This window comes from Rhizorhapis suberifaciens (assembly GCF_014200045.1).
GTDB lineage: Bacteria > Pseudomonadota > Alphaproteobacteria > Sphingomonadales > Sphingomonadaceae > Rhizorhapis > Rhizorhapis suberifaciens.
In genome coordinates this window covers 69,678-92,857 of sequence record NZ_JACHOV010000004.1, presented here as the reverse complement: position 1 = coordinate 92,857, position 23,180 = coordinate 69,678, and the positions used below count along the sequence as shown (strand labels likewise).

Annotated in this window: 13 protein-coding genes; 9 read left to right on the top strand and 4 right to left on the bottom strand. The window is 60.8% G+C overall.

Features of this window, described 5'->3' with window-relative positions; translation table 11 throughout:
- The first annotated feature begins 1 nt into the window (after window position 1).
- The 4 genes from HNQ99_RS06305 to HNQ99_RS06290 all read left to right on the top strand — a co-directional run bounded on the left by HNQ99_RS06305 (window position 2) and on the right by HNQ99_RS06290 (window position 4,730).
- Window positions 2-823, top strand: a complete 822-nt coding sequence (locus HNQ99_RS06305) for a 2OG-Fe(II) oxygenase (RefSeq protein ID WP_184474795.1) — start codon at window positions 2-4, stop codon at window positions 821-823.
- Window positions 824-1,157: 334 nt separating this feature from the next.
- The gene (locus tag HNQ99_RS16900) at window positions 1,158-2,432 is read left to right on the top strand and encodes a glycosyltransferase family 4 protein (RefSeq protein WP_184474794.1); all 1,275 of its coding nucleotides are present in this window, start codon (window positions 1,158-1,160) and stop codon (window positions 2,430-2,432) included.
- Window positions 2,432-3,598 carry a dTDP-4-amino-4,6-dideoxygalactose transaminase gene (rffA, locus tag HNQ99_RS06295; RefSeq protein ID WP_184474793.1) on the top strand — a complete coding sequence of 389 codons (1,167 nt, stop codon included), beginning with the start codon at window positions 2,432-2,434 and terminating at the stop codon, window positions 3,596-3,598. Before HNQ99_RS16900 ends, rffA begins: the two co-directional genes overlap by 1 nt.
- A complete protein-coding gene (locus HNQ99_RS06290) occupies window positions 3,567-4,730 on the top strand; it encodes a glycosyltransferase (RefSeq protein ID WP_246414665.1) in 1,164 nt (387 codons plus the stop codon). Before rffA ends, HNQ99_RS06290 begins: the two co-directional genes overlap by 32 nt.
- Window positions 4,731-4,791: 61 nt before the next feature.
- Here HNQ99_RS06290 and HNQ99_RS06285 read toward each other — a convergent pair whose 3' ends face one another.
- From HNQ99_RS06285 to HNQ99_RS06270, 4 genes are read right to left on the bottom strand one after another with little or no spacing between them, the layout of a single operon-like run.
- Complete coding sequence (locus HNQ99_RS06285) at window positions 4,792-5,031, bottom strand: acyl carrier protein (RefSeq protein ID WP_184474791.1); 240 nt, start codon at window positions 5,029-5,031, stop codon at window positions 4,792-4,794.
- Between the two features lie 5 nt (window positions 5,032-5,036).
- Window positions 5,037-6,620: an AMP-binding protein gene (locus HNQ99_RS06280; protein ID WP_184474790.1), complete on the bottom strand. Its 1,584-nt coding sequence runs from the start codon at window positions 6,618-6,620 to the stop codon at window positions 5,037-5,039.
- On the bottom strand, window positions 6,617-7,207 hold the full coding sequence (locus tag HNQ99_RS06275) for a serine acetyltransferase (RefSeq protein WP_246414654.1): 591 nt from the start codon (window positions 7,205-7,207) through the stop codon (window positions 6,617-6,619). Before HNQ99_RS06275 ends, HNQ99_RS06280 begins: the two co-directional genes overlap by 4 nt.
- 21 nt (window positions 7,208-7,228) lie before the next feature.
- The gene (locus HNQ99_RS06270) at window positions 7,229-8,224 is read right to left on the bottom strand and encodes a glycosyltransferase 61 family protein (protein WP_184474788.1); all 996 of its coding nucleotides are present in this window, start codon (window positions 8,222-8,224) and stop codon (window positions 7,229-7,231) included.
- 274 nt (window positions 8,225-8,498) lie between these two features.
- Here HNQ99_RS06270 and HNQ99_RS06265 point away from each other — a divergent pair, with 274 nt between their 5' ends.
- From HNQ99_RS06265 to HNQ99_RS06245, 5 genes are all read left to right on the top strand, one after another.
- The gene (locus tag HNQ99_RS06265) at window positions 8,499-9,773 is read left to right on the top strand and encodes a glycosyltransferase family 4 protein (RefSeq protein WP_184474787.1); all 1,275 of its coding nucleotides are present in this window, start codon (window positions 8,499-8,501) and stop codon (window positions 9,771-9,773) included.
- Window positions 9,774-9,775: 2 nt separating this feature from the next.
- Window positions 9,776-10,933 (top strand): glycosyltransferase family 2 protein, encoded by a 1,158-nt coding sequence (locus HNQ99_RS06260; protein ID WP_184474786.1) that lies wholly within the window; start codon window positions 9,776-9,778, stop codon window positions 10,931-10,933.
- Window positions 10,930-11,844, top strand: a complete 915-nt coding sequence (locus HNQ99_RS06255) for a glycosyltransferase family 2 protein (protein WP_184474785.1) — start codon at window positions 10,930-10,932, stop codon at window positions 11,842-11,844. The genes HNQ99_RS06260 and HNQ99_RS06255 overlap by 4 nt, the downstream gene beginning before the upstream one ends.
- 194 nt (window positions 11,845-12,038) lie before the next feature.
- Window positions 12,039-16,700, top strand: coding sequence for a MupA/Atu3671 family FMN-dependent luciferase-like monooxygenase (locus HNQ99_RS06250; protein ID WP_221232602.1), 4,662 nt, complete (start codon window positions 12,039-12,041; stop codon window positions 16,698-16,700).
- A 5-nt stretch (window positions 16,701-16,705) separates the two neighbouring features.
- Window positions 16,706-23,176 carry a type I polyketide synthase gene (locus HNQ99_RS06245; protein ID WP_184474784.1) on the top strand — a complete coding sequence of 2,157 codons (6,471 nt, stop codon included), beginning with the start codon at window positions 16,706-16,708 and terminating at the stop codon, window positions 23,174-23,176.
- Window positions 23,177-23,180 lie beyond the last annotated feature (4 nt).

Below are 23,180 nucleotides of genomic sequence, written 5' to 3'. Positions count from 1 at the left end.
CATGGCTTTTCTGAACCTCATGGACAGTGGCGGCTATCTTGGCTTCGACGAGGCGGCGTGTCGGGTGGCCGGAACAGAATGTGCTGAGCGATACCAAAATGCCGATCCGTTCCCGCATATCGTATTGGATGATTTCATTGACGTGGCATTGCTGCGGCAGGTGCTCAGTGGCTTTCCCGACAGTAGGGGCAAGTTCCATTTCATGCGGGATCAAGAGCGGCTGAAATATCAATATCACCCGCAGGAATGCGCGGGTCTGGCCGTGCGAAACTTGTTTGCTGAGCTGAATTCACAGGCGTTTCTCACCTTTTTGTCGGAGATGACCGGCATTCAGGGGCTGATCGCCGATCCCTATTTTAACGGCGCGGGCCTGCATGAAACCAAGCGCGGCGGGCATTTGAGCATCCATGCCGATTTCAACCGGCACCACATCATGAATGTGGAGCGGCGGCTGAATTTGCTGATTTACCTCAATGAGGATTGGGATGAATCCTACGGCGGCGCGCTTGAGCTTTGGGATCGGGAGATGGTGGCGTGCAGGCACAAGATTCAGCCCGTGCTGGGGCGGGCGGTGGTCTTTACCACTGATCTCAGCAGCTATCATGGCCATCCTGATCCACTGACATGTCCGGAGAGCCGGTCGCGGCGCTCGATCGCCACTTATTATTATGCAGTTCCGGACGGCGCCTGGCATACACATGACCGCACCACCAATTTCCGTCCCCGTCCGAAAAGCGGCGACAAGCGCGACTGGGAAGTGATGCTGGATCATTTGGTACGGGAATGGGCACCGCCTGTTCTTCAACGCCGGTTGCGATTTTAGCACCCGCATTCTCCCGAGCAAATTTGCGAAAGAAACGCCCGCTTGGACGCCGGGGGCCACACGCCAATGCGCCTTCCTAAAACGGTGATCCGGAATGCCGCAGGGCTGCTTTACCAGCGGGATTCAACCAATATCGGGGCTGCCTTCCGCTTTGATAATCTTGATTTCATGAGATCTGGTCCCCGCAGTTCCGGGGCAAATGGGAGGCTCGTTCATGTGGAGCGATTCCGCCGTCGCGGCCCGGCAGAAAGACCCAAATCAAGGAATGGGCACAGCAGAGGCGGCCGGTGGCCAAGAAGCTGTTGGCCGTCGAACCCCGCTTCGAGTTTTGCTCGTGGCCGAAAATATCTCCCTTCGTCAAAGCGGCGAGACCAGCGTCCCATTTTATTATCTGGAGAATTTTGCCCGGCTTGGGCTGGATGTGCTGGCGATCTGCCATGCGCGGGTGCGGGAGCAATTGAAGGAAGACATGGCTCCGGACCTGTTCCGGCGCGTCCATTTCATCGAGGATGGCTGGTTGCAGAAGCTGATCTTCGCGGCAGGCAAATATGTGCCTTATCGGATCGAGGACCTGGTCTTTAACCAGGCGATCCACGTTCTGACCCAGATCCGGCTGCGCAAGGTGGCCCGCCGGCTGATCGCGGAGCACCAGAGCGATATTGTCTTTGAGCCCGTGCCGATCTCTCCCAAGGCGCTGAGCTTCATGTATGGATTTCCGGTCCCGGTGGTGATTGGGCCGATGTGTGGCGGACTGGAGCTGCCTCCCGCCTTCAAGCATATGGATGGGGCGTTGGTCGGGTGGACGATCAATGCCGTACGCAAGCTGGCCGTAATGCTGCACCGATTCATTCCTGGCAAGCTCAACGCCGACGCGCTCGTCGTGGGAAATCAGCGCACCGCGCGGGCGCTGCCGCCCGGTGCGCGGGGGCTAATTCATGAGGTGGTGGAAAGCGGGGTCGATATCGAACGCTGGGCCCCCAAAAATTATGATGAGCCGCTCGCCAACCAGCATGTAACGCGCTTCCTCTTCTGCGGGCGACTCGTGGACTGGAAGGGCGCGGAATATATTGTGAGGGCTTTCGCCCCGCTTGCGCGTGAAGGCAATTCGCGCCTGGACCTGATTGGCGACGGTGAACTGTTCGAGACCATCCGGTTACTTGTGGAATCGGAGGGCATCGGCGAGAGCGTGAAGCTGCACGGCCGCGTGCCGTTGGAGACCTATATCGACCTTCTGCGCAAGGCGGATGTCTATGTCATGCCGTCACTGAGGGAGTGTGGGGGGCTTGCCTTGCTTGAGGCGATGGCGATCGGCCTGCCGATCGTCGCCACCAACTGGATGGGGCCAAGCGAATATCTGGACGAAAGCTCAGCCTTTCTCATCGATCCATGTTCCGAAGAATTCATGGTCGACGGCTTTACCGACGCACTGCGCCGTTTGGCTGCTTCGCCGGCCCTGCGTCGGTCGCTAGGACAAGGGGCAAGGCGACGCGTGTTGGAAGGTTATTTCGGCTGGGATGCCAAATCCCGCCGCGTGGTGGAGATATTGGAAGAGGTGGTGAACGCACGCCAGGGCGCTGTGCTGGCTGCCGGCATGGAAAGGGCAGCGTGATGGCGTCGATCATAACCCCCTTAGAGCACCCCGCCCGAGCGAATCACATCGCCTTTAACGAACCCAATATTACCGGCGGCGAGCAAGGTCATATCGCCGCCGCCATCCATAGCCGGAAGCTTGCGGGCGATGGTCCCTATACCAAAAGGTGCCAGCAATTCTTCGAGGAATGCTATGGCTATGCAAAGGTGCTGCTGACGACGTCCTGTACCGACGCACTGGAGATGGGCGGCATTCTCGCGGATATTCGGCCGGGCGATGAAGTGATCGTGCCTGCCTATACCTTCGTGTCGTCTGCCAATGCATTTGCGCTGCGCGGAGCGAAGCTGGTCTTTGCCGACAGCCTTCCCGATAATCCCAATATCGATCCCGAACAGGTGGCGGCGCTGGTCGGTCCCCGCACACGCGCCATTGTGGTCGTTCATTATGCCGGGATCATTTGCGACATGGACCGGATCAGGGAAATTGCGGCGCAGGCCGGCCTGGTGGTGGTCGAGGACGCAGCGCAGGCGCTGGATGCGACCTACAGGGGACGGCCTGCGGGAAGTTTTGGAGATGTGGCGGCCTTTTCCTTTCACGAGACCAAGAACATCACTTGCGGGGAAGGGGGAATGATCGTCGTCAACAATGCGGCTTATGCCCATCGGGCGGAGATTATAAGGGAGAAGGGCACCAACCGGTCTGCATTCGTCCGGGGTGAGATCGACCGCTATGGCTGGGTGGACATCGGTTCCTCCTTCCTGCCGTCCGAGCTTAATGCGGCCTTTCTTTGGGCGCAGCTGGAGACGGTGAAGGAAGTGCAGGCGCGGCGGAGAGCGATCTTCCGGCGCTACATGGCGTGGCTGCGCACATCGATGGAGGAGCGGGGCGTTGCCGTTGCGGACGTGCCGGCCGAGTGCAGCGGCAACGGACATGCTTTCTATCTGGTCTGCCGCGATATGGAGCACCGTTCGGATCTGATCGCGGCATTGAAGCTGCGAGGCATTCAGACGGCCACTCATTATGCCGGGCTTCATCGGAGCCAGTTTTTCCAAAGCCAGCATGATGGTCGACTGCTGCCCAATAGCGACCGGTTCACGGCCTGCCTGCTGCGTCTCCCCCTGCATTCGAACCTGACGGACGCCGATGTGGATCATGTCGCCGAAGCCGTCATCGATTGCGCGTGAGGCAGGGATGAGCACCAGCGCCAGAGCCGATGTGGCGGTCTATGTACGGGCTCTCTACAATGGCGGGACCGATCAGGTGATGCTGAACCTGATAGAGGAGTTTTTGGCGCGCGGGCATGGCGTGTCGCTGGTGGTCGATGTCGACAATATCTATTCCCCCTATCGCGACCGGCTTCCGGGGGCCGTGCGTTATGTCGTGTTGGAGGCGGAAAGCCCCTGGGCGCGCATCGTAAAGCTGTACCGGTTCCTGCAACGCGAGCGCCCCCGCTCGCTGCTGTGCGCGGGCTTTTTTCCCAATGTGTTTGCGATCATGGCGCGGCATCTTTCGCGGGCCGATGTGCGAGTGGTGGTAACCGAGCATAATACGCCGACGATCAATCGGCAGCTTGCTTCTGCCTGGCAGCCCCGGCGATGGTTTCTGCTGTTCGCGCGCCTCTTTTATCCTCATGCCGACGCGGTAGTTGCGGTGTCGAACGGCACGGCCGGCGATCTGGCCGACGCAATCGGGATGGGCAGGGGCCAGGTGCGCTGCATCTATAATCCGATCGTGAACAGCGGCCTGTACCAACAGTCGCAGGAGCCGGTGGACGATGCCTGGTTCACGGACAGCGACGTCCCCGTAGTGATCGGACTGGGAAGGCTGGAGCCGGAAAAGAATTTCGCGCTATTGCTGCACGCCTTTGCGCAGGTGCGGAGGGAAATGGCGTGCCGGCTAGTGATCTTCGGTGATGGTTCGGAACGGGAAATGTTGGAAACGCTGGTCGCCTCGCTCGATCTTTCCGACTGCGTGCAGTTGCGGCACTTCGTGCCCAATCCGCATGCCTATACCGCAAAGGCCGCGATGCTGGCGGCCTCGTCGATTTGCGAGGGGCTGTCCAATGTTCTGGTCGAAGCCATTGCACTGGGAACGCCCGTCGTGTCCACCGACTGCCCCTTTGGGCCAACGGAAGTGCTGAACGCCGGGGCATATGGAACGCTGGTGCCGGTAGGTAATGCGCGGCGGTTGGCGGATGCGATGCTCACTTGCTTAAAAAACCGGCCGGAGCCCGCGCCAAAATCCTGGCTGGAACAGTTCACCACGCGGCGGTCGGCGGATCGGTATCTGGAGCTGTTGATCCCAAATGCGGAATGAAGGCGGGCCTAACCCGTCGACTTCGCTCGGGACGAATGGATAGAAAAAGGGGTTTGGGTCCTTACCCGATGCTTTGCTCGGCGAAGCGCAGGATGCGGGCGGCGGTATCGAAATTATCGAGCGTCACATCTTCGGCCCTGATCTCCACCCCAGCAGTTTCCTCAACGAAGGCTATGAGGTTGAGCATGGAGACGGAATCGAGCGCTCCGGTGGAAAAAAGCTCACTTTCCAGGTCCAGCTCCTCTTTGAAATTAAGCGTGTCCTTCAAATAGGTCATCAACTGTCGATCGGTCAGCGCCATGCGTCTTACTCCATTCCCATGGGGGTCTCCGAACGCAGGCGGTCATCGCAATGGCGGCGGACATCCGGGCGCGCCAGCTTGCCGCTTGCGGTGCGAGGCATCGGTTCCTGCCAGACGTGAATCCGGCTGGGGATCATATAGTGCGGCATGACGCGCTGGCAGTGCCGGAGCAGCGCCGCCTCCGTAAAGCCCGGCAGCGGGGTGACGGCGACGTGCACCAGCTGGCCCCGGTCATTGTCGTTGATGCCGAAAGCGACGGCGTCCGCCACCATGCCGCTTCGGCAGACCAGGTCCTCGATCTCGTCGGGGCTGACGCGGAAGCCGCTGGTCTTGATCATTGCATCGTTGCGGCCAACGAACCAGAGGTCTCCCTCCGCATCAAGCTCCACAATGTCGCCGCTGTAAACGACGGGTTCATCGCCGATCAGGCGGGCGAGTTCCGGGCATGGACGCAGCTTTTCGCGGGTGGCCTCAGGGTTCCCCCAATAGCCCATGCTGACCAGTGGACCGCGATGGACCAGTTCGCCCTGCTCGCCGGGACTCGCGATGCCCGCGCCGGACTTGACGACATAAATTTCAGCACCCGGAATAGCGCGTCCGATAGAGCCCATTTTGCGCTTGAATTCCTGCGGTGGAAGGTAGGTGGAGCGGAACGCCTCGGTAAGTCCGTACATGAGGTAGATGTCCACGCCCGGAAAGACGTCCGGCATGCGCTTCAGAACGTTGAGCGGGATCTTTCCGCCTGAATTGGTGATGCGGCGCAGGGTCGGGAAGGTCGCGGGCCTTTCGCTGAGCAGCCGGACGATCTGGTTCCACAGCGGTGGCACGGCGGCAAGGCCGGTGACTTCGTGACGCTCTATCGCGCGAACAATCTCGGTCGCCATCACAACAGGCTGATGCACTATGGTGCCCCCCATCAGCATCATCGTGGTCAGCTGATTAAGGCCATAGTCGAAACTGTAAGGAAGGACGCTCAGCAAGCGGTCGTCCTCCCGCAGCTTAAGATAGCGAGCCACTGAGCGCGCGCCGGCGATGATGTTGCGATGGCTGAGCATCACGCCCTTGGGTTTGCCTGTGGAGCCCGAAGTGTAGATGATCATCGCCAAGTCGGTGTCGAGACGGGGCACTTCGTCAATGGGGTGCCCGTGAGCATTGTCCCACTGGTCAAAGCGGCTGACGTTGGGCGACTTTCCCCTGCTTAAAACATGGCGCACGGCAACCGGCAGGGGGAGAAGCGAAAGGGCCTGGGCGACCGTCTGTTCGACGATGAGCAACTTCGCGCCGCAGTCATCGGCAACATAGCCCAGTTGTTCCAGCGTGCATTGGACGTTGACGTTCACCACGACAGCGCCGACCTTTGCGATGGCGAACATCGCGGCGACTTCGGCCATGTCCTTGCGAAGCTGAACGATCACGCGATCACCGGACTTGACGCCGCAATGGTGGAGATAGGAAGCCAGGCGGTCGACCTCGGCCGCGAGTTCGCCATAGGTCGTTCCTCGATTTTCATCGATTACCGCAAGCTTGTTCGCGCGGAGGGGAAGATTGTCCGCGAGAAGCTGATAAAAAGTCGTGGTCAAAGCGTTCATGGCAGCTGTTCCACTGATCGCCGCTGCGGGCCTGCTGCCTTCCTGTGGAAGGCCATGGAGGCCAGCGCGGTAGCATCCGGCCAAGGGCCAAGGCGGGGGTAGATTTTCGCTGGCGAGCCGATAGCGACGCAGTCATTGGGAACATCGGTGGTGACCGCCGTATTCGCCGCAATCCGGACTCGGTCACCAATTGTGATTGGGCCGAGCAGGGTCGCGTTGACGCCGACAAAGACGTCGTCCCCAATGACTGGCGCGCCATCGGTCATATTAGTGCCGATGGTGACATTGTGCATGACCCCGAACCGGTCGCCGATGATCACATTGGGATGGATGGACAGCGATCCTTCGGCATGGATGATGTGAAAATCTTCCCCAATAGTCACTTGCGGGGGGATCCATATCTTCGTGACGTTCGCGACAAACAGGTTTACCGCGCCGTAGAGCTTTCGGGCGATGCGGCGGCCCATCGGATTCTCCCGTTCGAGCGACCAGCGTCCGAAGCGGTAGATGAGAAGCGACAGGAAGGCCGCATTCATGACAGAATTGCCGTGCCGCCTGTAATCCTGGCGAATATGCTGCATCAACATGGCTTGTTCCCCCCTCATAAGTCAGGAAAGCGCCAGATCGAGCGTGCGCTGAATCTCGGTCCACTCCACGGTGAAATGGTTCTGCGTTCCGTTTCCCACGACAAAGGCGTAAGTCTGTCCCTGGCGATCCGTGATGATCTTCAGCACCGACACCACCCGGTCGGGCGGCTGAATGGTGAAGAGGATGCCGTCAGGGGGCATCACCGCCAGGCCATGGACCAGATGGCTGCCTTCCACCCCGGCGATGACCTTGGCTCCCGCACAATGAGCGAGAATTTCGTCCACCGACGCCGTGCTGGGGTCGAGTACGCCGAACCCTCGTTCCAGCGCCAACCGTTCGGCGATGACCTTTTCGTTCACCAGTCTCCGGCAGTCGCCCGTTTCGCCCCTCAGCAGAAAAACGCCGGGGTGTCGGGCCGCAGGAATGGTGGCAGTCAGTCGCGCGCGAAGTTCATCCGCCCGTTGCTTTTTATGGGTGTTCTGAGAGGAGTCGCGAAAGAAGATCAATTCATTGAAATGAACATGATTCACGGTGGCGGGACTGATGCCGAGCAGCGCCGCATAATAGGGCATATGGCCGGCATTCACCGAGCGGCTGGTGACCGGCCTGCCAAAGCGTTCGGCCAGCCGATAGGTAAGGCAGTCGTCCGTCAGCCAGTTCCCGAACCAGCGATTGCCCACCCAGCTTTCGTAAAGCGCGCCCGTGGTCACCTCTTTGGGCGCGGAATAGGCGGGAACGCGGCGCGAGCGCGGCTTCAAGCTGCGATTGGCCCGGGGCGCATAGAGGACGCCGTCGATCAAGTCGATCTCGCTGGCCCGAAATCCCAGCGTTTCTTCCTGTATGGCGTCATAACCGCCGCGGAAGTCGCGGATCACGTCTGTAACCGATCCGAATTCCGCCGCCCGGATGCGCTCAAGTTGTCCGGGCACGAACTTCGCGGGATGGACGTAGCGCCGGCACCCAGGGGAGATCGTCCACCGTTCCGCCGCCGCAGACTCCAGATCGGGGAAGGACATGCCTACAGCCTTACGAAGTGAATGGATGCCGGGGCGAAACGATATCAAGGCGTAGTGCCTCCAGAACATGAAGTTACGGACAATCGCCCGCAATAAATGCGCAGTTCAGGCGCCTAAGCTACCGCCGATCGCCCTTGGCGACCATGATCCCTAGTCCGTGGGTATTTTCCGGGCGCGAATAGATACTGAGTAGACTTCAGTGGATTATATCAAGTCTTCTCACGACACCGGTTTCCCCTGCAGAATGAGCCTATCCGGCGGTGGGAGAGGCGTGATGCAAATCGTTCTGGATGAGCGACGGCTGAGCGCGCGCGACGGCTGGTACGGCAGAGTGGCGCCCCTTCGGATCGCTTATTTGACCAATGTCTATCCAAAGGTCAGCCACAGCTTCATCCGCCGCGAGATTGCTGCGCTTGAGCGGCAGGGCTTCGATGTGCACCGCTTTTCGATCCGCACGTCAGGCGAAACGCTGCCCGATCCCGACGACCAGTCGGAAGCGACGCGAACCGCAGTGCTGCTCGACGGCCCTCGCATGCGGCTTTTTTCCGCTCTCCTTTGGCAGTCGTTGAGACACCCTGTCCGCTTTGCGAAAACGCTGGCGCTGGCGGTCGGCTCTGGCTTGCGTGGACAGGCCGGAATTGTCCGTTCGGCGGCTTATCTTGTGGAGGCCTGCCTGCTCGTTCGGATGCTGCAGAACGCAAGTATCCGGCACGTCCATGTCCATTTCGGCACTAACCCGGCCGCCGTCGCCAGGCTGGCGAACAAGCTTGCCGGCATTACCTACAGCATGACGCTGCATGGCCCCGATGAGTTCGACGCACCGGCATCGCTGCTGCTTGCGGAAAAGATCGCCGGCGCGAGTTTTGTCGTGGCCGTTTCCGACTTCGGTCGCGGCCAATTGATGCGATGGGCACATATCGCCGATTGGCCGAAGATCAAGGTCGTTCGCTGTGGGCTCGACCGCCAGCTTCTGGATGAAGAGCCCTCGGCGTCATCGCTCCCGCATTCCAATGTCCTGGTCTGCGTGGCCCGGCTCAGCAGCCAAAAGGGATTGAACCTGCTGATCGAAGCGGCAGCTGAAGTCGCGCGGGATCATCTGTTCTCGCTGCGCATCGTTGGAGATGGCGAAATGCGGCCCCAGCTTGAGGCGCAGATCAAGGCGCTTGGCCTGGAACGGCGGGTGACGCTGACTGGCTGGAAAGACGCGGAGGCTGTTCGCCGCGAGATATTGGGAGCGCGGGCATTGATCCTGCCGAGCTTTGCCGAGGGCCTTCCGGTCGTGCTGATGGAGGCCCTGGCGCTAGGCCGCCCCGTGGTCGCGACCTGCATCGCCGGTGTTCCGGAGCTGGTTGATGAACAATGCGGCTGGCTTGTCCCGGCCGGATCGCGTCCGGCGTTGGCCGAAGCCCTGCGCGAGGCGCTGGAATGCCATCCGGGCCGGTTGGCGTGCATGGCGGAAATCGGTCGGGAGCGTGTGCTTAGAAACCATAATGGCGACAGGAATGCGGCGTTGCTGGCCGATTTGCTCCGTCCACTGGTAGGGGGATAGTCATGGCGGCGGCCTGGTTGCTTGCGATGTTGTTGCTAGTTCCGCTGCTTTGGCTGTCGTTCGAATTTACAGTGGCGATTCTCGCTGGACAAAGCCGAGTTGCTTCCGCGTCGGCCCCGCCATTCGCTGTGCTGATGCCGGCACATAATGAGGTTCTGGGCATTGCCGCAGTAATAGCAGCGGTGCGGGTGCAGTTGCGCCCTTTCGACCGTCTGGTCGTTGTGGCCGATAATTGCACGGATGACACTGCAGCGGTGGCACGTCGTGCAGGCGCCTTTGTGGCAACCCGCACCAATCCGGCGTTCCGAGGGAAAGGATTTGCGCTCGATTTTGGCCGCGACATCCTTTCGGATGATCCTCCCGAAATTGTGATCATCCTCGATGCCGACTGTGTTCCAGAGCCGGGCGCGCTGCAAAAGTTGGCGGCTTGTGCTTATCAGGAAGAGGCGGCGGTGCAGGGCTTGTTTCTGCTGACGCATGCTGAAGAGGCAGGGGCGTTGGTCGGAATTTCGACCTTCGCCTTTCGTATCCGCAATCATGTGAGGCAGCGGGGGTTGTTCGGTTTGTCTGGAGCAGCCTTGCTGCAAGGGACGGGGATGGCATTCCCCTGGGCCCTGTTCAAGTCCGCGCCGCTCGCCTCAGCCAATCTGGTGGAAGACTTGCAGCTTGGACTGGAATTGTTCCTCGGCGGAGAACGCGTAATTTTCCATGAGGATGCGGCCTTCACCAGCAGCGCAAGCAGTCAGTCCGCTACGGTGACGCAGCGGACCCGCTGGGAACATGGGCAGATCATGACGGCGGCCGCCTATGTCCCCCGCCTGGCACGGACCGTCTTGCAACGGCCCTCAGCCCTGGCATTGGCATTGGACGTCGCCGTACCGCCGCTAAGCCTGTTGGGCATGGCGGTGATCAGTGGGTTGCTGGGACTGCTCCTTTTTGCATGGCAGTCCGGGGACGCCACGCCATTGCTAGGATTGGTAGCGGGATGCCTGCTGTTCTTCGTCAGCCTGCTGTGCGTCTGGGCCCGGTGGGGCAGGGCTTCGCTGCCACTTGGGACGTTGATGAAGCTGCCATTCTATATGGTCTGGAAGCTACCGATCTATGCCAGGCTGCTGGTTCGGCCTCAGCGAGCCTGGCTGCGCACGAGCCGTGAGCCATGAGCCAGAATTGCCCTATTGGAGCCGTCATTATCGGGCGGAATGAAGGCGAACGCCTCCGGCGCTGCCTTGCCAGCTTGTCCGGGCAGTTCGTCCGATCAATCTATGTGGATTCTGGTTCCATCGACGGCAGCGTGGCAATGGCGCGGTCCTTGGGAGTCGACGTCGTGGAATTGGATGCCGCAACGCCCTTTACGGCGGCGCGCGCGCGCAACGCCGGGTTTCGGTATCTATGCGATGCATTGCCGGAAATGGAGTTGGTCCAGTTCATTGACGGGGACTGCGAATTGCATCCCGACTGGCTGGACGCTGCAAAAGCGGTGATGCAGAGGAATACTGACGCCGCCGTCGTCTGCGGACGGCGGCGCGAGCGCTCTCCTGGCGACAGCGTCTACAATCGACTCTGCGATCTTGAATGGGACACTACGGTTGGGGAGGCCGAGAGCTGCGGCGGCGATAGCCTGATGCGCGTCGTTGCGCTGGAGGAAGCGGGCGGCTTTGCGGACGAGCTGATCGCGGGGGAAGAGCCCGATCTCTGCCATAGACTGCGCAAGGCAGGCTGGAACATCTACCGCCTGGCGCGAGAAATGACGCTGCACGATGCCGCAATGTCCCGCTTTGCCCAATGGTGGCAACGCAACCGGCGCAGCGGCTATGCCAGCGCCGAAGCTTTGCACCGCCGGGGCGCTGAAGATCGACGGCTATGGCGCAAGGTTATGAGCAACCTTTTCTGGGCCAATCCAATGAGCCTTCCGCTTTGGCCGCTGCTCTGGCTGCGTGTCACGCGGCATGCGGGGGCGCTTTATGCCAGCTTCATTCTTTTGGGGAAGATACCGCATGTCCAGGGACAAATGCAATTTTGGCTTAACCGGCTCCATTTGAAGAAAAAGGGGAAGTTGATTGAGTATAAATAGGGAGAGAAATTTACTCATATGAATTAGTCTGTGGGGAATTGTCCCCAGGCAATTCGGAAAATTGTTCCTGAACATATAATGCCCATAATGTTACTATTGGACGGTGTAAAACTGCATGTGAATTGGCATTAAATTCACATGTGGATGGTCTTTTTAGTAAAGGCTGCTGCCGTTGCTTTGGTTGGCGGGAGTTCATGATGCATTGTTCCTGGCGCTGTGTTCTCATCGGCGAAGAGTCTCTTCTCATTCAGTGCGCCAAGACGTTGGAAGCGCGGGGCCACAGGATCGCGGCAGTGGTGTCGCGGCGGCCCGCCATACGCAACTGGGCGAGCGAGGCTGGCATCCTGCTGGTCGATCGGCCGCGTGACCTGCCCTCAGCCGAAGTCGGACGGTTCGATTATCTGTTCAGCGTGACGAACCTTTCGGTGCTTTCCGATGAGGTGCTGAGCCTGCCCGCCAAGGGCGCGATCAATTTCCATGACGGACCGTTACCACATTATGCAGGTTTGAACGTGCCGGTGTGGGCGCTGCTGAACGGAGAGCCCCTGCACGGCATCACCTGGCACCAAATGACAGGAGAGGTCGATGGCGGGGCGGTGCTGACCGCGCGGGGCATCGCCATTGATGAAGGCGAAACAGCCTTTTCGCTCAATACGAAATGCTTTGCTGCGGGGATCGACAGTTTCGAGGAACTCGTCGATGGTCTCGCCAGCGGCCGGATCGTACCACAAGCGCAGCCCAATGGACCGGCTCGTTATTTTTCAAGGCGGCATCGGCCTGAGGCGGCCTGCGCAATTCAGTGGCACCAACCTGCCGACAAGATCGAAAGACTGATACGCGCGCTTGATTTCGGCGGCTACGCCAATCCCATTGGAAAGGCGAAGGCGAGCTTTGGCGGGGCGCTGATGCTTGTGCTGGGCGCAAGTGTCGAGGGCGACACATCCAGATTTGCGCCGGGCACGATAGTGGCCATCGAGCCACACCGGATCATCGTCGCGACCGGCGCCGAGCATTTGGCGCTGCATCGTCTTTCCACATTGCAGGGCGCTGAACTGGCGGTGAGCGAAGCCGTGGGTCGGTTCGGACTTCGCGAAGGGGCGCAGTTCGACGTGCTAGACCGGTCGACGCTTTCGGCCCTCACTGAAATAAATTCAGGCTTGGCGGCGCATGAAAATTATTGGCGCAGCCGCATCGCATCCCTTGGTCCCGTCGACCTCCCCCTAGTCGTACGGGACCGACATCCGGGTCGGGACATCATGACGCACGCGGAACTCGTCATGCCTGGCCCGGATGTTCTGGGAAGGGAAAAAGCCGTTCTGGCCGCTGCTGTGGCCTTGATCGGACGGCTTGCCGACAAAGAAGAGTTTGATTTCGGCTATACCGATCCAGTGATGACCGCTTCCCATGCCGGGCTGGAAGCCTGGTTTTCGCCGCAAGTGCCGCTTCGCGCGGAGATCGACTTTTCACAGGGGCTGGATCACCTGCGGGAGGGGTTGTGCGGATCGGTGCGGGAGGCACATCGCCGGCTGGGGTTCAGCAGCGACCTTGTGGCGCGCATGCCGGAGTTGCGCGCGGAAAAGGACCGCGTGCTGCTGCCCGTCTCCATCCTTATCGCCGAGACATTGGACGAAGTGACGCTGCTGCCCGGATCGGAGTTGACCATCGCGATCCGGTCCGACGGGCGGGTCAGCCGCTGGTTCCATGATCCGGCACGGCTCGATCATGCTGCGGTGACAACCATGCAGCAGGGACTGCTTTCGTTGTTGGCGGCGGCAGACGCGGAGCCGCAAGCGCCCACGGGTGAACTACCCCTTATAAGCCCTGTGGAACTGGCGAAGGCAATCCGCGCCTGGAGTGGACCTGACGCCGCCTGGCGTGCCGATGCTTGCGTCCACGAACTGTTCGAAGAGCAGGCGCGCCGCACGCCGGACCGCGTCGCCGTGACCTGCCGGGGCGAGAGCTTGAGCTATGGCGAGCTGAATCGGCGCTCCAATCAGATTGCGCGCCATCTGCAGCAGCAAGGCGCGGGACCCGATCAATTCGTGGGACTGTTCGTCGACCGCTCATTGGACATGCTGGTCGCGCTCCTCGGCATATTGAAGGCGGGCGGAGCCTATGTTCCGCTCGATCCCAAATACCCTTCCGAACGAATTGCGCACATGATCGCCGATTCCCGTGCAAAGCTGATCATCACGCAAGCGCATCTGGCCGAAAGGATTTCCGGCGAGGGCGCGACCCTGGTTCGGATCGATGCCGATTGGCCCGAAATCATGCGTCATTCGCCTGAGCCGGTTGAGAGCGCCGCGGGTCCTGCAAGCCTTGCCTATGTGATCTACACCTCTGGTTCGACCGGCAAGCCCAAAGGCGTCATGGTCGAGCACCGGAATGTGGCGAACTTCTTTGCGGGAATGGACCAGCATATCACGCCTGAAGGGACATGGCTCGCCGTCACCAGCCTAAGTTTTGACATCTCTGTGTTGGAACTTTGCTGGACGCTGTCCCGCGGCCTGCATGTCATACTCTCAACGGGCGGCGAACTGACCGAAGCGCGCGTCCCGGTTAAAAAGCCACTGGACTTCAGCCTGTTCTATTTCGCGGCCGATGCGGAGAGCCAGCCGGGCGAGAAATACCGCCTGCTGCTCGAAGGCGCGAAGTTCGCCGATCAGAACGGGTTTTCCGCGGTATGGACCCCCGAGCGGCACTTTCATTCTTTTGGCGGGCTGTATCCCAATCCGGCCGTGACCGGTGCGGCAGTGGCGGCGATCACCAGTCGCGTCAAGATCAGGGGAGGCAGCGTCGTGGTGCCGCTGCACCATCCTGTGCGGGTTGCGGAAGAATGGTCGGTGGTCGACAATCTGTCGAACGGCCGCGCCGGTATCGCCTTCGCATCGGGATGGCAGCCCAATGATTTTGTGCTGCGCCCGGAAAGCTTTGCCGATCGCACTGGCGCTCTCCTTAACGGCATGGATGCCGTCCGGGCCTTGTGGCGGGGTGAAAGCCGGTCATTTGCAGGTCCGCTGGGCAAGCCGGTGGAAGTGCAGATACTGCCCCGGCCCGTGCAGCCTGAACTACCTTTCTGGATCACCTCGGCCGGAAATGTGGACACCTTTGCTGCTGCGGGCAGAGCGGGCGGCGGCGTATTGACTCATTTGCTCGGGCAGTCGCTCGGTGAGCTTTCGGAAAAGCTGGACGCCTACCGCAACGCCTGGAGGGAAGCGGGGCACGAAGGCGAGGGACATGTCACCTTGATGTTGCACAGCTTCGTGGGGCCCGACGCGGAGCAGGTGCGGGAGGCGGTCCGGGAACCGATGATCGCCTATCTGCGGACCGCGACGAGCCTTGTAAAGCAATATGCCTGGGCCTTTCCGGCATTCAAGCGGCGGGCGGGAATGGCGGAATCCGCCGGGCAGGACGCATTCGAGGCCCTGTCGCAAACTGACATGGAAATGCTGCTCTCCTTCGCTTTCGACCGTTATTATGAAACCAGCGGCCTGTTCGGGACGCCCGAAAGCTGCTTGGCGATGGTCGATATGGCCCGCACGGTCGGCGTGGATGAGATCGCGTGCCTGATCGACTTCGGCGTGCCGGAACGGCAAGTGCTGGAGCATCTTCCTTATCTGAATCAGCTGCGGCTGATGGCTTCGTCGGGTGAGCCGGCCGGCGCGGATGAACCTTTGCCTGTGCTCATGAAGCGTCATGCCGTCACGCATCTGCAATGCACGCCATCAATGATGCGTTTGATGCTCGCGGACGACCGCCTCAGGGAGCCGATCGCGGCTCTGAAGCATGTAATGATCGGTGGCGAGGCCTTCCCGCCGGATTTGGCGCGAGAGCTGACAGGCCTGTCCGGAGGCGCCGTTACCAACATGTACGGTCCAACGGAGACCACCATCTGGTCGGCGGCTCATAAAGTCGATGGATCGGATGGCGCGATACCGCTCGGAAGACCGCTCGCCAACCAACATGTCTATATTCTCGACAGCCGGCAGCAGCCGGTCTTGCCCGGCGCGCCCGGCGAGCTCGTCATTGGCGGTCATGGCGTCGTGCGGGGCTATCTGGATCGACCGAGCCTTACCGCCGAACGCTTCATCGCCGATCCCCTGCGTCCGGGCGAACGCGCCTATCGTACCGGCGACCTTGGTAGGCGGCGAGCCGATGGCGTCATCGAATTCCTGGGACGTCTCGACCATCAGGTGAAGGTGCGGGGCTATCGCATCGAGCTTGGTGAGATCGAAGCTGTGCTGAACGACCATGAAGCGGTGCAGGAAGCTGTAGTCGTGGCTCGCGAGGATGAGGTCGGGGACAAGCAGTTGATTGCTTATGTCGTGCCGGAGCTTTCAAGGGACATGATTGCGGAGGTACGCGAGTGCCTGAAGGCCCGACTGCCCGAATTCATGGTGGCGGCGCATATCATGTCGCTCGCGCGGTTGCCGATGACGCCGAACGGCAAGGTCGATCGGAACGCGTTGCCGGCGCTGGAGTCGGTCAGCATGACGTCCGTCGCGGAAAGCTATGTCGCGCCTGCGGGGGGCATGGAGCAAAGGATTGCCGCAATCTGGTGCGATGTGCTGAAGCTATCGCAGGTCGGCACGCGCGACAATTTCTTTGACCTTGGCGGTCATTCATTGCTCGCAGTGCAGATGCATCGCCGTTTGCGGACCGAGCTGCGGCGGGAGCTGCCGATCACCGATATTTTCCGGTTTCCCACCGTCCAATCGCTAAGCGCTCATCTCGCGGGAGGCGATAGTTCGGCAAAGGCCGCAGAGGAAGGCCTCAGCCGGGCCGAGGGGCGCAGGGCAGCATTGCAGCGCCGGATCGCGGGACGGGTTCCAGCCGTCCTGGGCGAGGGGAGTTAACTGCCATGTATCAGTCCAACCCTGACTTCAACGGCGGTTCTGGCGGGGCCGATTTTGACACGGCCATTGCCGTTGTCGGCATGGCCTGCCGTTTTGCCGGCGCGCGCAATATGCAGGAATATTGGTCGAACCTGCGCGAAGGCGTAGAGTCGATCACGCGCTTTTCCGATGACGAACTAATTGCGGCGGGCGTCGATAAGAGTCTCATCAAACGGTCCAACTATGTGAAGGCCGGAGCGCCCCTGCCCGACATGGAAATGTTCGACGCGGCGCTGTTCGGCCTTAGCCCGCGCGACGCGGCGATCATGGACCCGCAGCATCGCCATTTTCTGCAATGTGCCTGGGCGGCGCTGGAAGATGCCGGGCATTTGCCGGAACGTTTTGCAGGGGCGATCGGCGTCTTCGCTGGGTCCGGCCATAACGCCTATCTGCCTTACAACCTGCTCACCAATCCTGAGCTGGTGCGCAATGTCGGCTTCTTCCTGTTGCGGCACACCGGCAACGACAAGGATTTCCTGACCACCCGTGTTTCCTATCTGCTCGATCTGAAAGGGCCGAGCGTCAATGTGCAGACCGCCTGTTCCACTTCGCTGGTCGCGATCCACATGGCTGTACAGAGCCTTTTGAACGGCGAAAGCGACATGGCGCTTGCGGGCGGCGTCACCATCGAGTTGCCGCACCGGCGCGGCTATGTGTTCGAACAGGGGGAGATATTGTCGCCGGACGGCCATTGCCGTGCCTTTGATGCAGAGGCGGCAGGGACGATCTTTGGCAGCGGGGCGGGAATCGTCGTGCTGCGGCGCTTGCGGGACGCCATGGCGGATGGCGACCATATTTATGCGGTGGTCAAGGGTTCCGCCGTCAACAATGATGGTGTGGGCAAGGTCAGTTATCTCGCTCCCAGCGTCGACGGCCAGGCCAAGGTGATAAGCGAAGCGCTGAGCATCAGCGGCGTCACTGCCGACACCATCGGCTATGTCGAGGCGCATGGCACAGGCACTCCCGTCGGCGATCCCATAGAGGTGGCCGCGCTGACCCAGGCCTTTCGACAGGACACCGAAGCGACCGGCTATTGCGCCCTCGGGTCGGTCAAGCCGAATATCGGGCATACTGATACAGCGGCGGGCGTTGCGAGCTTCATCAAGGTGGCGCTGGCGCTTCGTCATGGCAAAATTCCGCCTAGTCTGAACTACAGCGCGGCCAATCCGTCGTGCGAGTTCGAGCGTACGCCCTTTTATGTCAATGCGACGCTGCGCCCTTGGGAAAAGCAGGGCTTGTCGCCCCGTCGTGCCGGCATAAGCTCGCTCGGCGTCGGGGGCACCAACAGCCATGTGGTGCTTCAGGAAGCGCCGCCTTCCAGTCCGAGCGGGCCATCGCGTCCGTGTCAGCTCCTGGTCGTCTCAGCAGCTACGGAGACGGCGCTGGAGGCAAATGCCCAAGCGCTGGCGGACCATCTGCGGGCGCACCCCGACCAGAATTTGGCGGACATCGCCTATACGCTTCAGGTGGGAAGGAAGGCGCTTCGCCACCGGCGCGTCATTGTGGCGGGCGACCCCGCCGAAGCGGTTTCCATGTTGGAAGGCGCAAGTTTCACGCAGCAGTGTAAGGAAAATGATAGGAGCGTCGCGTTCCTGTTCGCTGGCGGGGGTGCGCAATATCCCAACATGGCGCTCGGCCTCTACCGTTCGGAATTGATATTCCGGCAGGCGGTTGACGAGTGCATGGATATTCTTTCCGGCAGTTGCAACCTCCACATCCGTGAGCATCTATTCCCTGAAACGGACGATGCAGCGGCGCGCGAAGCGTTGAACAAGCCGTCCTTCGCATTGCCTGCGCTGTTTACCGTGCAATATGCGATGGCTCGGTTGTGGATGTCCTGGGGCGTCGAACCAGAGGCGATGCTAGGCCATAGCATGGGCGAATATATAGCAGCGCATTTGGCCGGCGTGTTCGACCTGAAATCAGCGCTGAAGCTCGCCGCCGGTCGGGGCAGGCTGTTCGAGACCCTGCCTGAAGGCCGCATGTTGAACGTGCCGCTGCCGGAGGATGAGTTGCGGCCGCTGCTGGGCCCCGACCTTTCGATAGCCGCGGTCAATGGCCCACAGCTCAGCGTGGCGTCCGGGCCGGTAGGGGCAATCGAGCGATTGAAGGCGACGCTCGCCGGTCGTGAGATAGAAACGCAAGAGGTTCCGATCTCCGTTGCCGCCCATTCGAAGATGCTGGAACCCATTCTGGCCCCATTTCGCGAATTGGTCCAAAGCGTCAAAATGAAAGCGCCCAAGGTGCCTTTCATTTCCTGCCTGACCGGCAAGTGGATCAGCGCCGATGAGGCGACCGACGCCAATTATTGGGTGCGGCACCTGCGCGAGACGGTGCGTTTCGCTGACGGGTTGCAGGTCTTGTTGGACGAGAAACGGCAAGTGCTGCTGGAAGTGGGGCCGGGACGAACGCTGACCAGCCTTGCGCGGCAGCATCCGGCACGTTCGCCTGATCAGCCTGTATTCAATTCGCTCCGGCATCCAGACGAGAAGGTCGACGACCTGTCCTATGCGTTGAACATACTCGGCCGCCTTTGGGCATCCGGCGTCGCCGTGCCTTGGGGGCAGTTCTGGCTGGGCGAGCGCAGGCGGCGCATCCCGCTTCCCACCTATTGTTTCGACCGGCAGCGGCATTGGATCGAACCGGGAAAGAGCGCATTGGCTCTTGCCGGACCGGGCGGCGATGATCCGTCCAGGCGAAAGGACCTGAACGATTGGTTATACGAGCCGGTCTGGCAGCGGACTGCCAGACTTGGGCGCGGAGACCCGCCCGATACGGCCTTGGTGTTCCTTGACGATTTTGCGCTGGGCGAGGCCCTGGTGCGCCGCCTGCGAGCGGAGGGGTGTAGAGTGGCAACCGCCCGCAGGGGCGCCCGTTTTCGGGAGGAGGGGCTCGACGCTTATCGGATCAACCCTAATCATGTGGAGGATTATGGGGCGCTGTTAGCGAGCCTCGGCTTTGTGCCCCAGCACATCTATCATCTATGGCTGGTAAGTGGCCATGATCGGCGTTTGTCCTCTCCCAAAGCCACGGAGAGCTTGTTGCAACGCGGCTTTTACAGCCTGTTGCGGCTGGCCCAGGCGCTGGGGGAGCAGGGGATTGACCGTTCGGTCCGGATTGCGCTGATCACCGATCGCACCCAGCGGGTGCTTGCCGAGTCTGGACGCCTGCCTGCCAAAGCGACAGCACTAGGCGCGTGCCGTGTGATCCCGCGTGAATATCCAAATGTGGAACTTTGCAGTATCGACCTTGACCTGACGCCCGCCAGCACGGCGGCGGAGTGTCATGTGGTCGAAGCATTGGCGGCCGAGTTGTCATCGCCGGACCTGGCCCAGGCGGTCGCCTACCGCAATGAGCAACGTTGGGTGCAGCAGATGGAGCCCATGTCCGCTCCAACAGTATCGCATTCGCCCACAAGATTGCGGCCGGGCGGTGCATATCTGATAACCGGCGGCCTGGGCGGAATCGGACTGACGCTTGCGCGGCATCTGAGCGATAGTTTTGGCGCGCGACTGGCACTGCTCGGGAAGTCCCCACTGCCACCCCGCGACCTATGGGCAGACCATCTCGCCAGCCATTCGCCGGGCGATCATATCAGTCGCCGCATCCGCGAAGTTCAATCGCTGGAGTCAAAGGGCGCCGAGGTCCTGTTATTGTCCGCCGACGTAAGTGATTTCCACCAAATGCGGCGAGCGATCGCCCAAGCGCGGGCCCGGTTCGGCCAGATCCATGGGGTTTTCCATACGGCAGGCGTGCTCGACGATGGCCCCATTCAGCTCAAGACCATAGGGGATGCGGCCAAGGTGCTCGCGCCAAAGCTGCAAGGAACGCTGGCATTGGATGCGGCGCTTGTGGGACAGCGGCCCGATTTTATCATGCTGTTTTCTTCCATCAGCGCTTTTGCCGGAATTGCCGGTCAGTTCGATTATGCAGCCGCCAACGCCTTTCTTGACGCCTTTGCCCAGGCAAAAAAGGAAAATGGTGCCACGCCGGTAATTTCAATGGGGTGGAGTCAGTGGCGTGAAGTGGGCATGGCCGCGTCATTGGTGGATGCGGTCGATCAGCCTGACGAGGCGGACGGTTCGGCCGGCACTTTGGTTGATCATCCCCTGATCGACCGGCTGATTTTCAATACAAAAGATCGCAGTATCTATAGCGCGACCTATTCGCCCGAGACGCGCTGGCTGCTGGATGAGCACCGTCTGGCTTCGGGGCAGGCGCTGGTGCCAGGTTCGGGTTATGTCGAAATCGCACGTGCCGCTTTCCATCATATGGTCGGGCCGGGTGCCCTCGATCTTTGTGAACTAGTGTTCCTGACGCCTTTTGCCGTGCCCGATGACCAGGCGCGGGAGATGCGAGTGGACCTCCGCCATGAAGGTGGAGAAGTCTGGCGCTTCGCCATATTGGGACGGTCTGGAGATGTCGCAGATGGCGATGAATGGGCGGAACATGCGCGTGGCTATATTTCGGGAGCGGAACGTCGCACGTCCAGTCACCTGAACCTCAGCGCCATTCTTGCGCGATGCACGGAAGAGCGGCGAGGAGAGGCCGCCATCCCCAGCGCCGCGCACCTGCACCTCGGGGAGCGGTGGAACAATGTACAGGCGCTTCATCTGGGCGATGGAGAAGCGCTGATAGAACTTAGCTTGCCGGAGGTTTTTGGAAGAGATCTCGATCAGCTTTACCTGCATCCTGCGCTGCTGGACTTCGCGACGGCCGGAGCGCAGATGCTGATCCCAGGGTGCGACGTCAGGACGCAATTCTATGCGCCGGCATCCTATGGTCGTATCCGGCTGGCCGGACCATTGCCGGAACGAATCGTCAGCCATGTACGGTATCGGCCGGAAGGTGGAGATCCTTCTTCAGTAGCTATGTTCGATGTCACCCTGGCTACGGCAGAGGGACAGGTACTTGCCGAGATAGAAGCATTCACCATGATGCTCGTCCGGGACAGCTTTGCAATGGGTGTAGCAGCAAAAGGCCGGGGCGGGCTCCGTGGGGGCCTGGCCGCCAGCGCCGCCCAGGGCCTCACACCATCGGAAGGCATGGCCGTCATCGAACATATATTGAGCGCACGGGCAGCGCCGCATGTCGTGGTGTCTCCGGTGGTCTTGTCGTCCGCTCTTGAAAAATTGCACGCTGGAAATTCCGATCGGCGGACGGGCGATGGCGAGGTTGCGGCCCTGGAGGGCAGGGATGCGCCACGGACCTCATCTGAAGAAATGGTGGCGCATCTCTGGTCGGAAATGCTGGGCGTGGGGCAGGTGCGGCGTAATGACAACTTCTTTGACCTGGGTGGTCATTCCCTGCTGGCGGTCCAGTTCATCAACCGTTTACGCAAGCAAAGCGGGAAATCCTTGCCTCTCACCGCGCTGATAGAGGCGCCGACGGTTGCGCAGCTTGCCGCCTTGATCGAGCCGCCTCCGATCGAGGATGAAGAGGGCGGTGTAGGGCCGGAAAACGGGACTATTCCCATTCCTGGTCTCGTGTCCCTGCGGCCTGGAAAGGGGAAGCCGCCCCTGTTCCTGGTCCATGATGGCCTTGGCGAAACGCTGCTGTATCGTTCAATGGCGCTGCTGTTGGATGAGGGGCATCATGTTTACGGCCTTCAGCCGGAAATGCGTGCTGACGGTTCCTTTGCCCATACCCGAATCGATGAAATGGCGGCGACCTATGTCGACCGCCTCAGAATAGCGCAGCCGGAAGGGCCCTATTTGCTGGCCGGTCTATGCGCGGGTGGGGTGATCGCATTTGAAATGGCCAGGCAGCTTCAAGACCAGGACCAGGATGTGCGTTTTGTCGGGATCATCGATGCAGCCGACGTTGAAGCGGTCGAACGGCCGTTCCAGATCACCTTGGCGCGGCTCCGCCGACTGCGGGACGTTCTGAGCTTCAGGGGGGCAACGGCCGCCGAGCTACTGAATGTGCCGGTGCTTCTTGCCCGTAAGTTGAATAATGTAATCGCTTATGAGTTGAGTTCCCGCATCGACCGGCTGCGTCACCATCGTGAGGTCAAGCGGCTGCGTAGCCGGTCGATCCATGAACCGAGAGGATCAACCCTCTCATTCCTGGAGCTTTATCAGGTCGCGCATCGCCATCACCGACCGCAGGGTTTGCTGACCAACAGCAACGTCGTGCTCTACAAGGCGACGGAGGGAACCGGGGCCCCGGATGACGTGCCCTTCAGCCTGCAGTTCAGCGACTGCATCATGGGATGGGGCAAGCGTGTGGCAGAGCCCGTGCAGCTCGTGCAGATCCCCGGGGGGCATACCAGCGCGCTTCAGGAACCCAATGTCTCCGTACTTGCCCGCTCGATGCAGGAGGGCATTGATGCGGCGCTCAAAGGAGGCTCGGCCATAGCGGCGGCGTGCAAAAGACCGCCCGTCCTTTCTGCCGTCGAGAGGAGGACTGCCGCGCCGGAACTCCTGGCGCAATGAACGG

Excerpts from the sequence above, each read along its gene's own strand:
- HNQ99_RS06290 (WP_246414665.1), top strand. The coding sequence starts at position 3,567 with ATGTCGCCGAAGCCGTCATCGATTGCGCGTGAGGCAGGGATGAGCACC.
- HNQ99_RS06285 (WP_184474791.1), bottom strand. The coding sequence starts at position 5,031 with ATGGCGCTGACCGATCGACAGTTGATGACCTATTTGAAGGACACGCTT.
- HNQ99_RS06270 (WP_184474788.1), bottom strand. The coding sequence starts at position 8,224 with ATGTCCTTCCCCGATCTGGAGTCTGCGGCGGCGGAACGGTGGACGATC.
- HNQ99_RS06250 (WP_221232602.1), top strand. The coding sequence starts at position 12,039 with ATGATGCATTGTTCCTGGCGCTGTGTTCTCATCGGCGAAGAGTCTCTT.
- HNQ99_RS06255 (WP_184474785.1), top strand. The coding sequence starts at position 10,930 with ATGAGCCAGAATTGCCCTATTGGAGCCGTCATTATCGGGCGGAATGAA.
- HNQ99_RS06245 (WP_184474784.1), top strand. The coding sequence starts at position 16,706 with ATGTATCAGTCCAACCCTGACTTCAACGGCGGTTCTGGCGGGGCCGAT.
- HNQ99_RS06280 (WP_184474790.1), bottom strand. The coding sequence starts at position 6,620 with ATGAACGCTTTGACCACGACTTTTTATCAGCTTCTCGCGGACAATCTT.
- HNQ99_RS06275 (WP_246414654.1), bottom strand. The coding sequence starts at position 7,207 with ATGTTGATGCAGCATATTCGCCAGGATTACAGGCGGCACGGCAATTCT.
- rffA (WP_184474793.1), top strand. The coding sequence starts at position 2,432 with ATGGCGTCGATCATAACCCCCTTAGAGCACCCCGCCCGAGCGAATCAC.
- HNQ99_RS06265 (WP_184474787.1), top strand. The coding sequence starts at position 8,499 with ATGCAAATCGTTCTGGATGAGCGACGGCTGAGCGCGCGCGACGGCTGG.
- HNQ99_RS06260 (WP_184474786.1), top strand. The coding sequence starts at position 9,776 with ATGGCGGCGGCCTGGTTGCTTGCGATGTTGTTGCTAGTTCCGCTGCTT.
- HNQ99_RS06305 (WP_184474795.1), top strand. The coding sequence starts at position 2 with ATGGCTTTTCTGAACCTCATGGACAGTGGCGGCTATCTTGGCTTCGAC.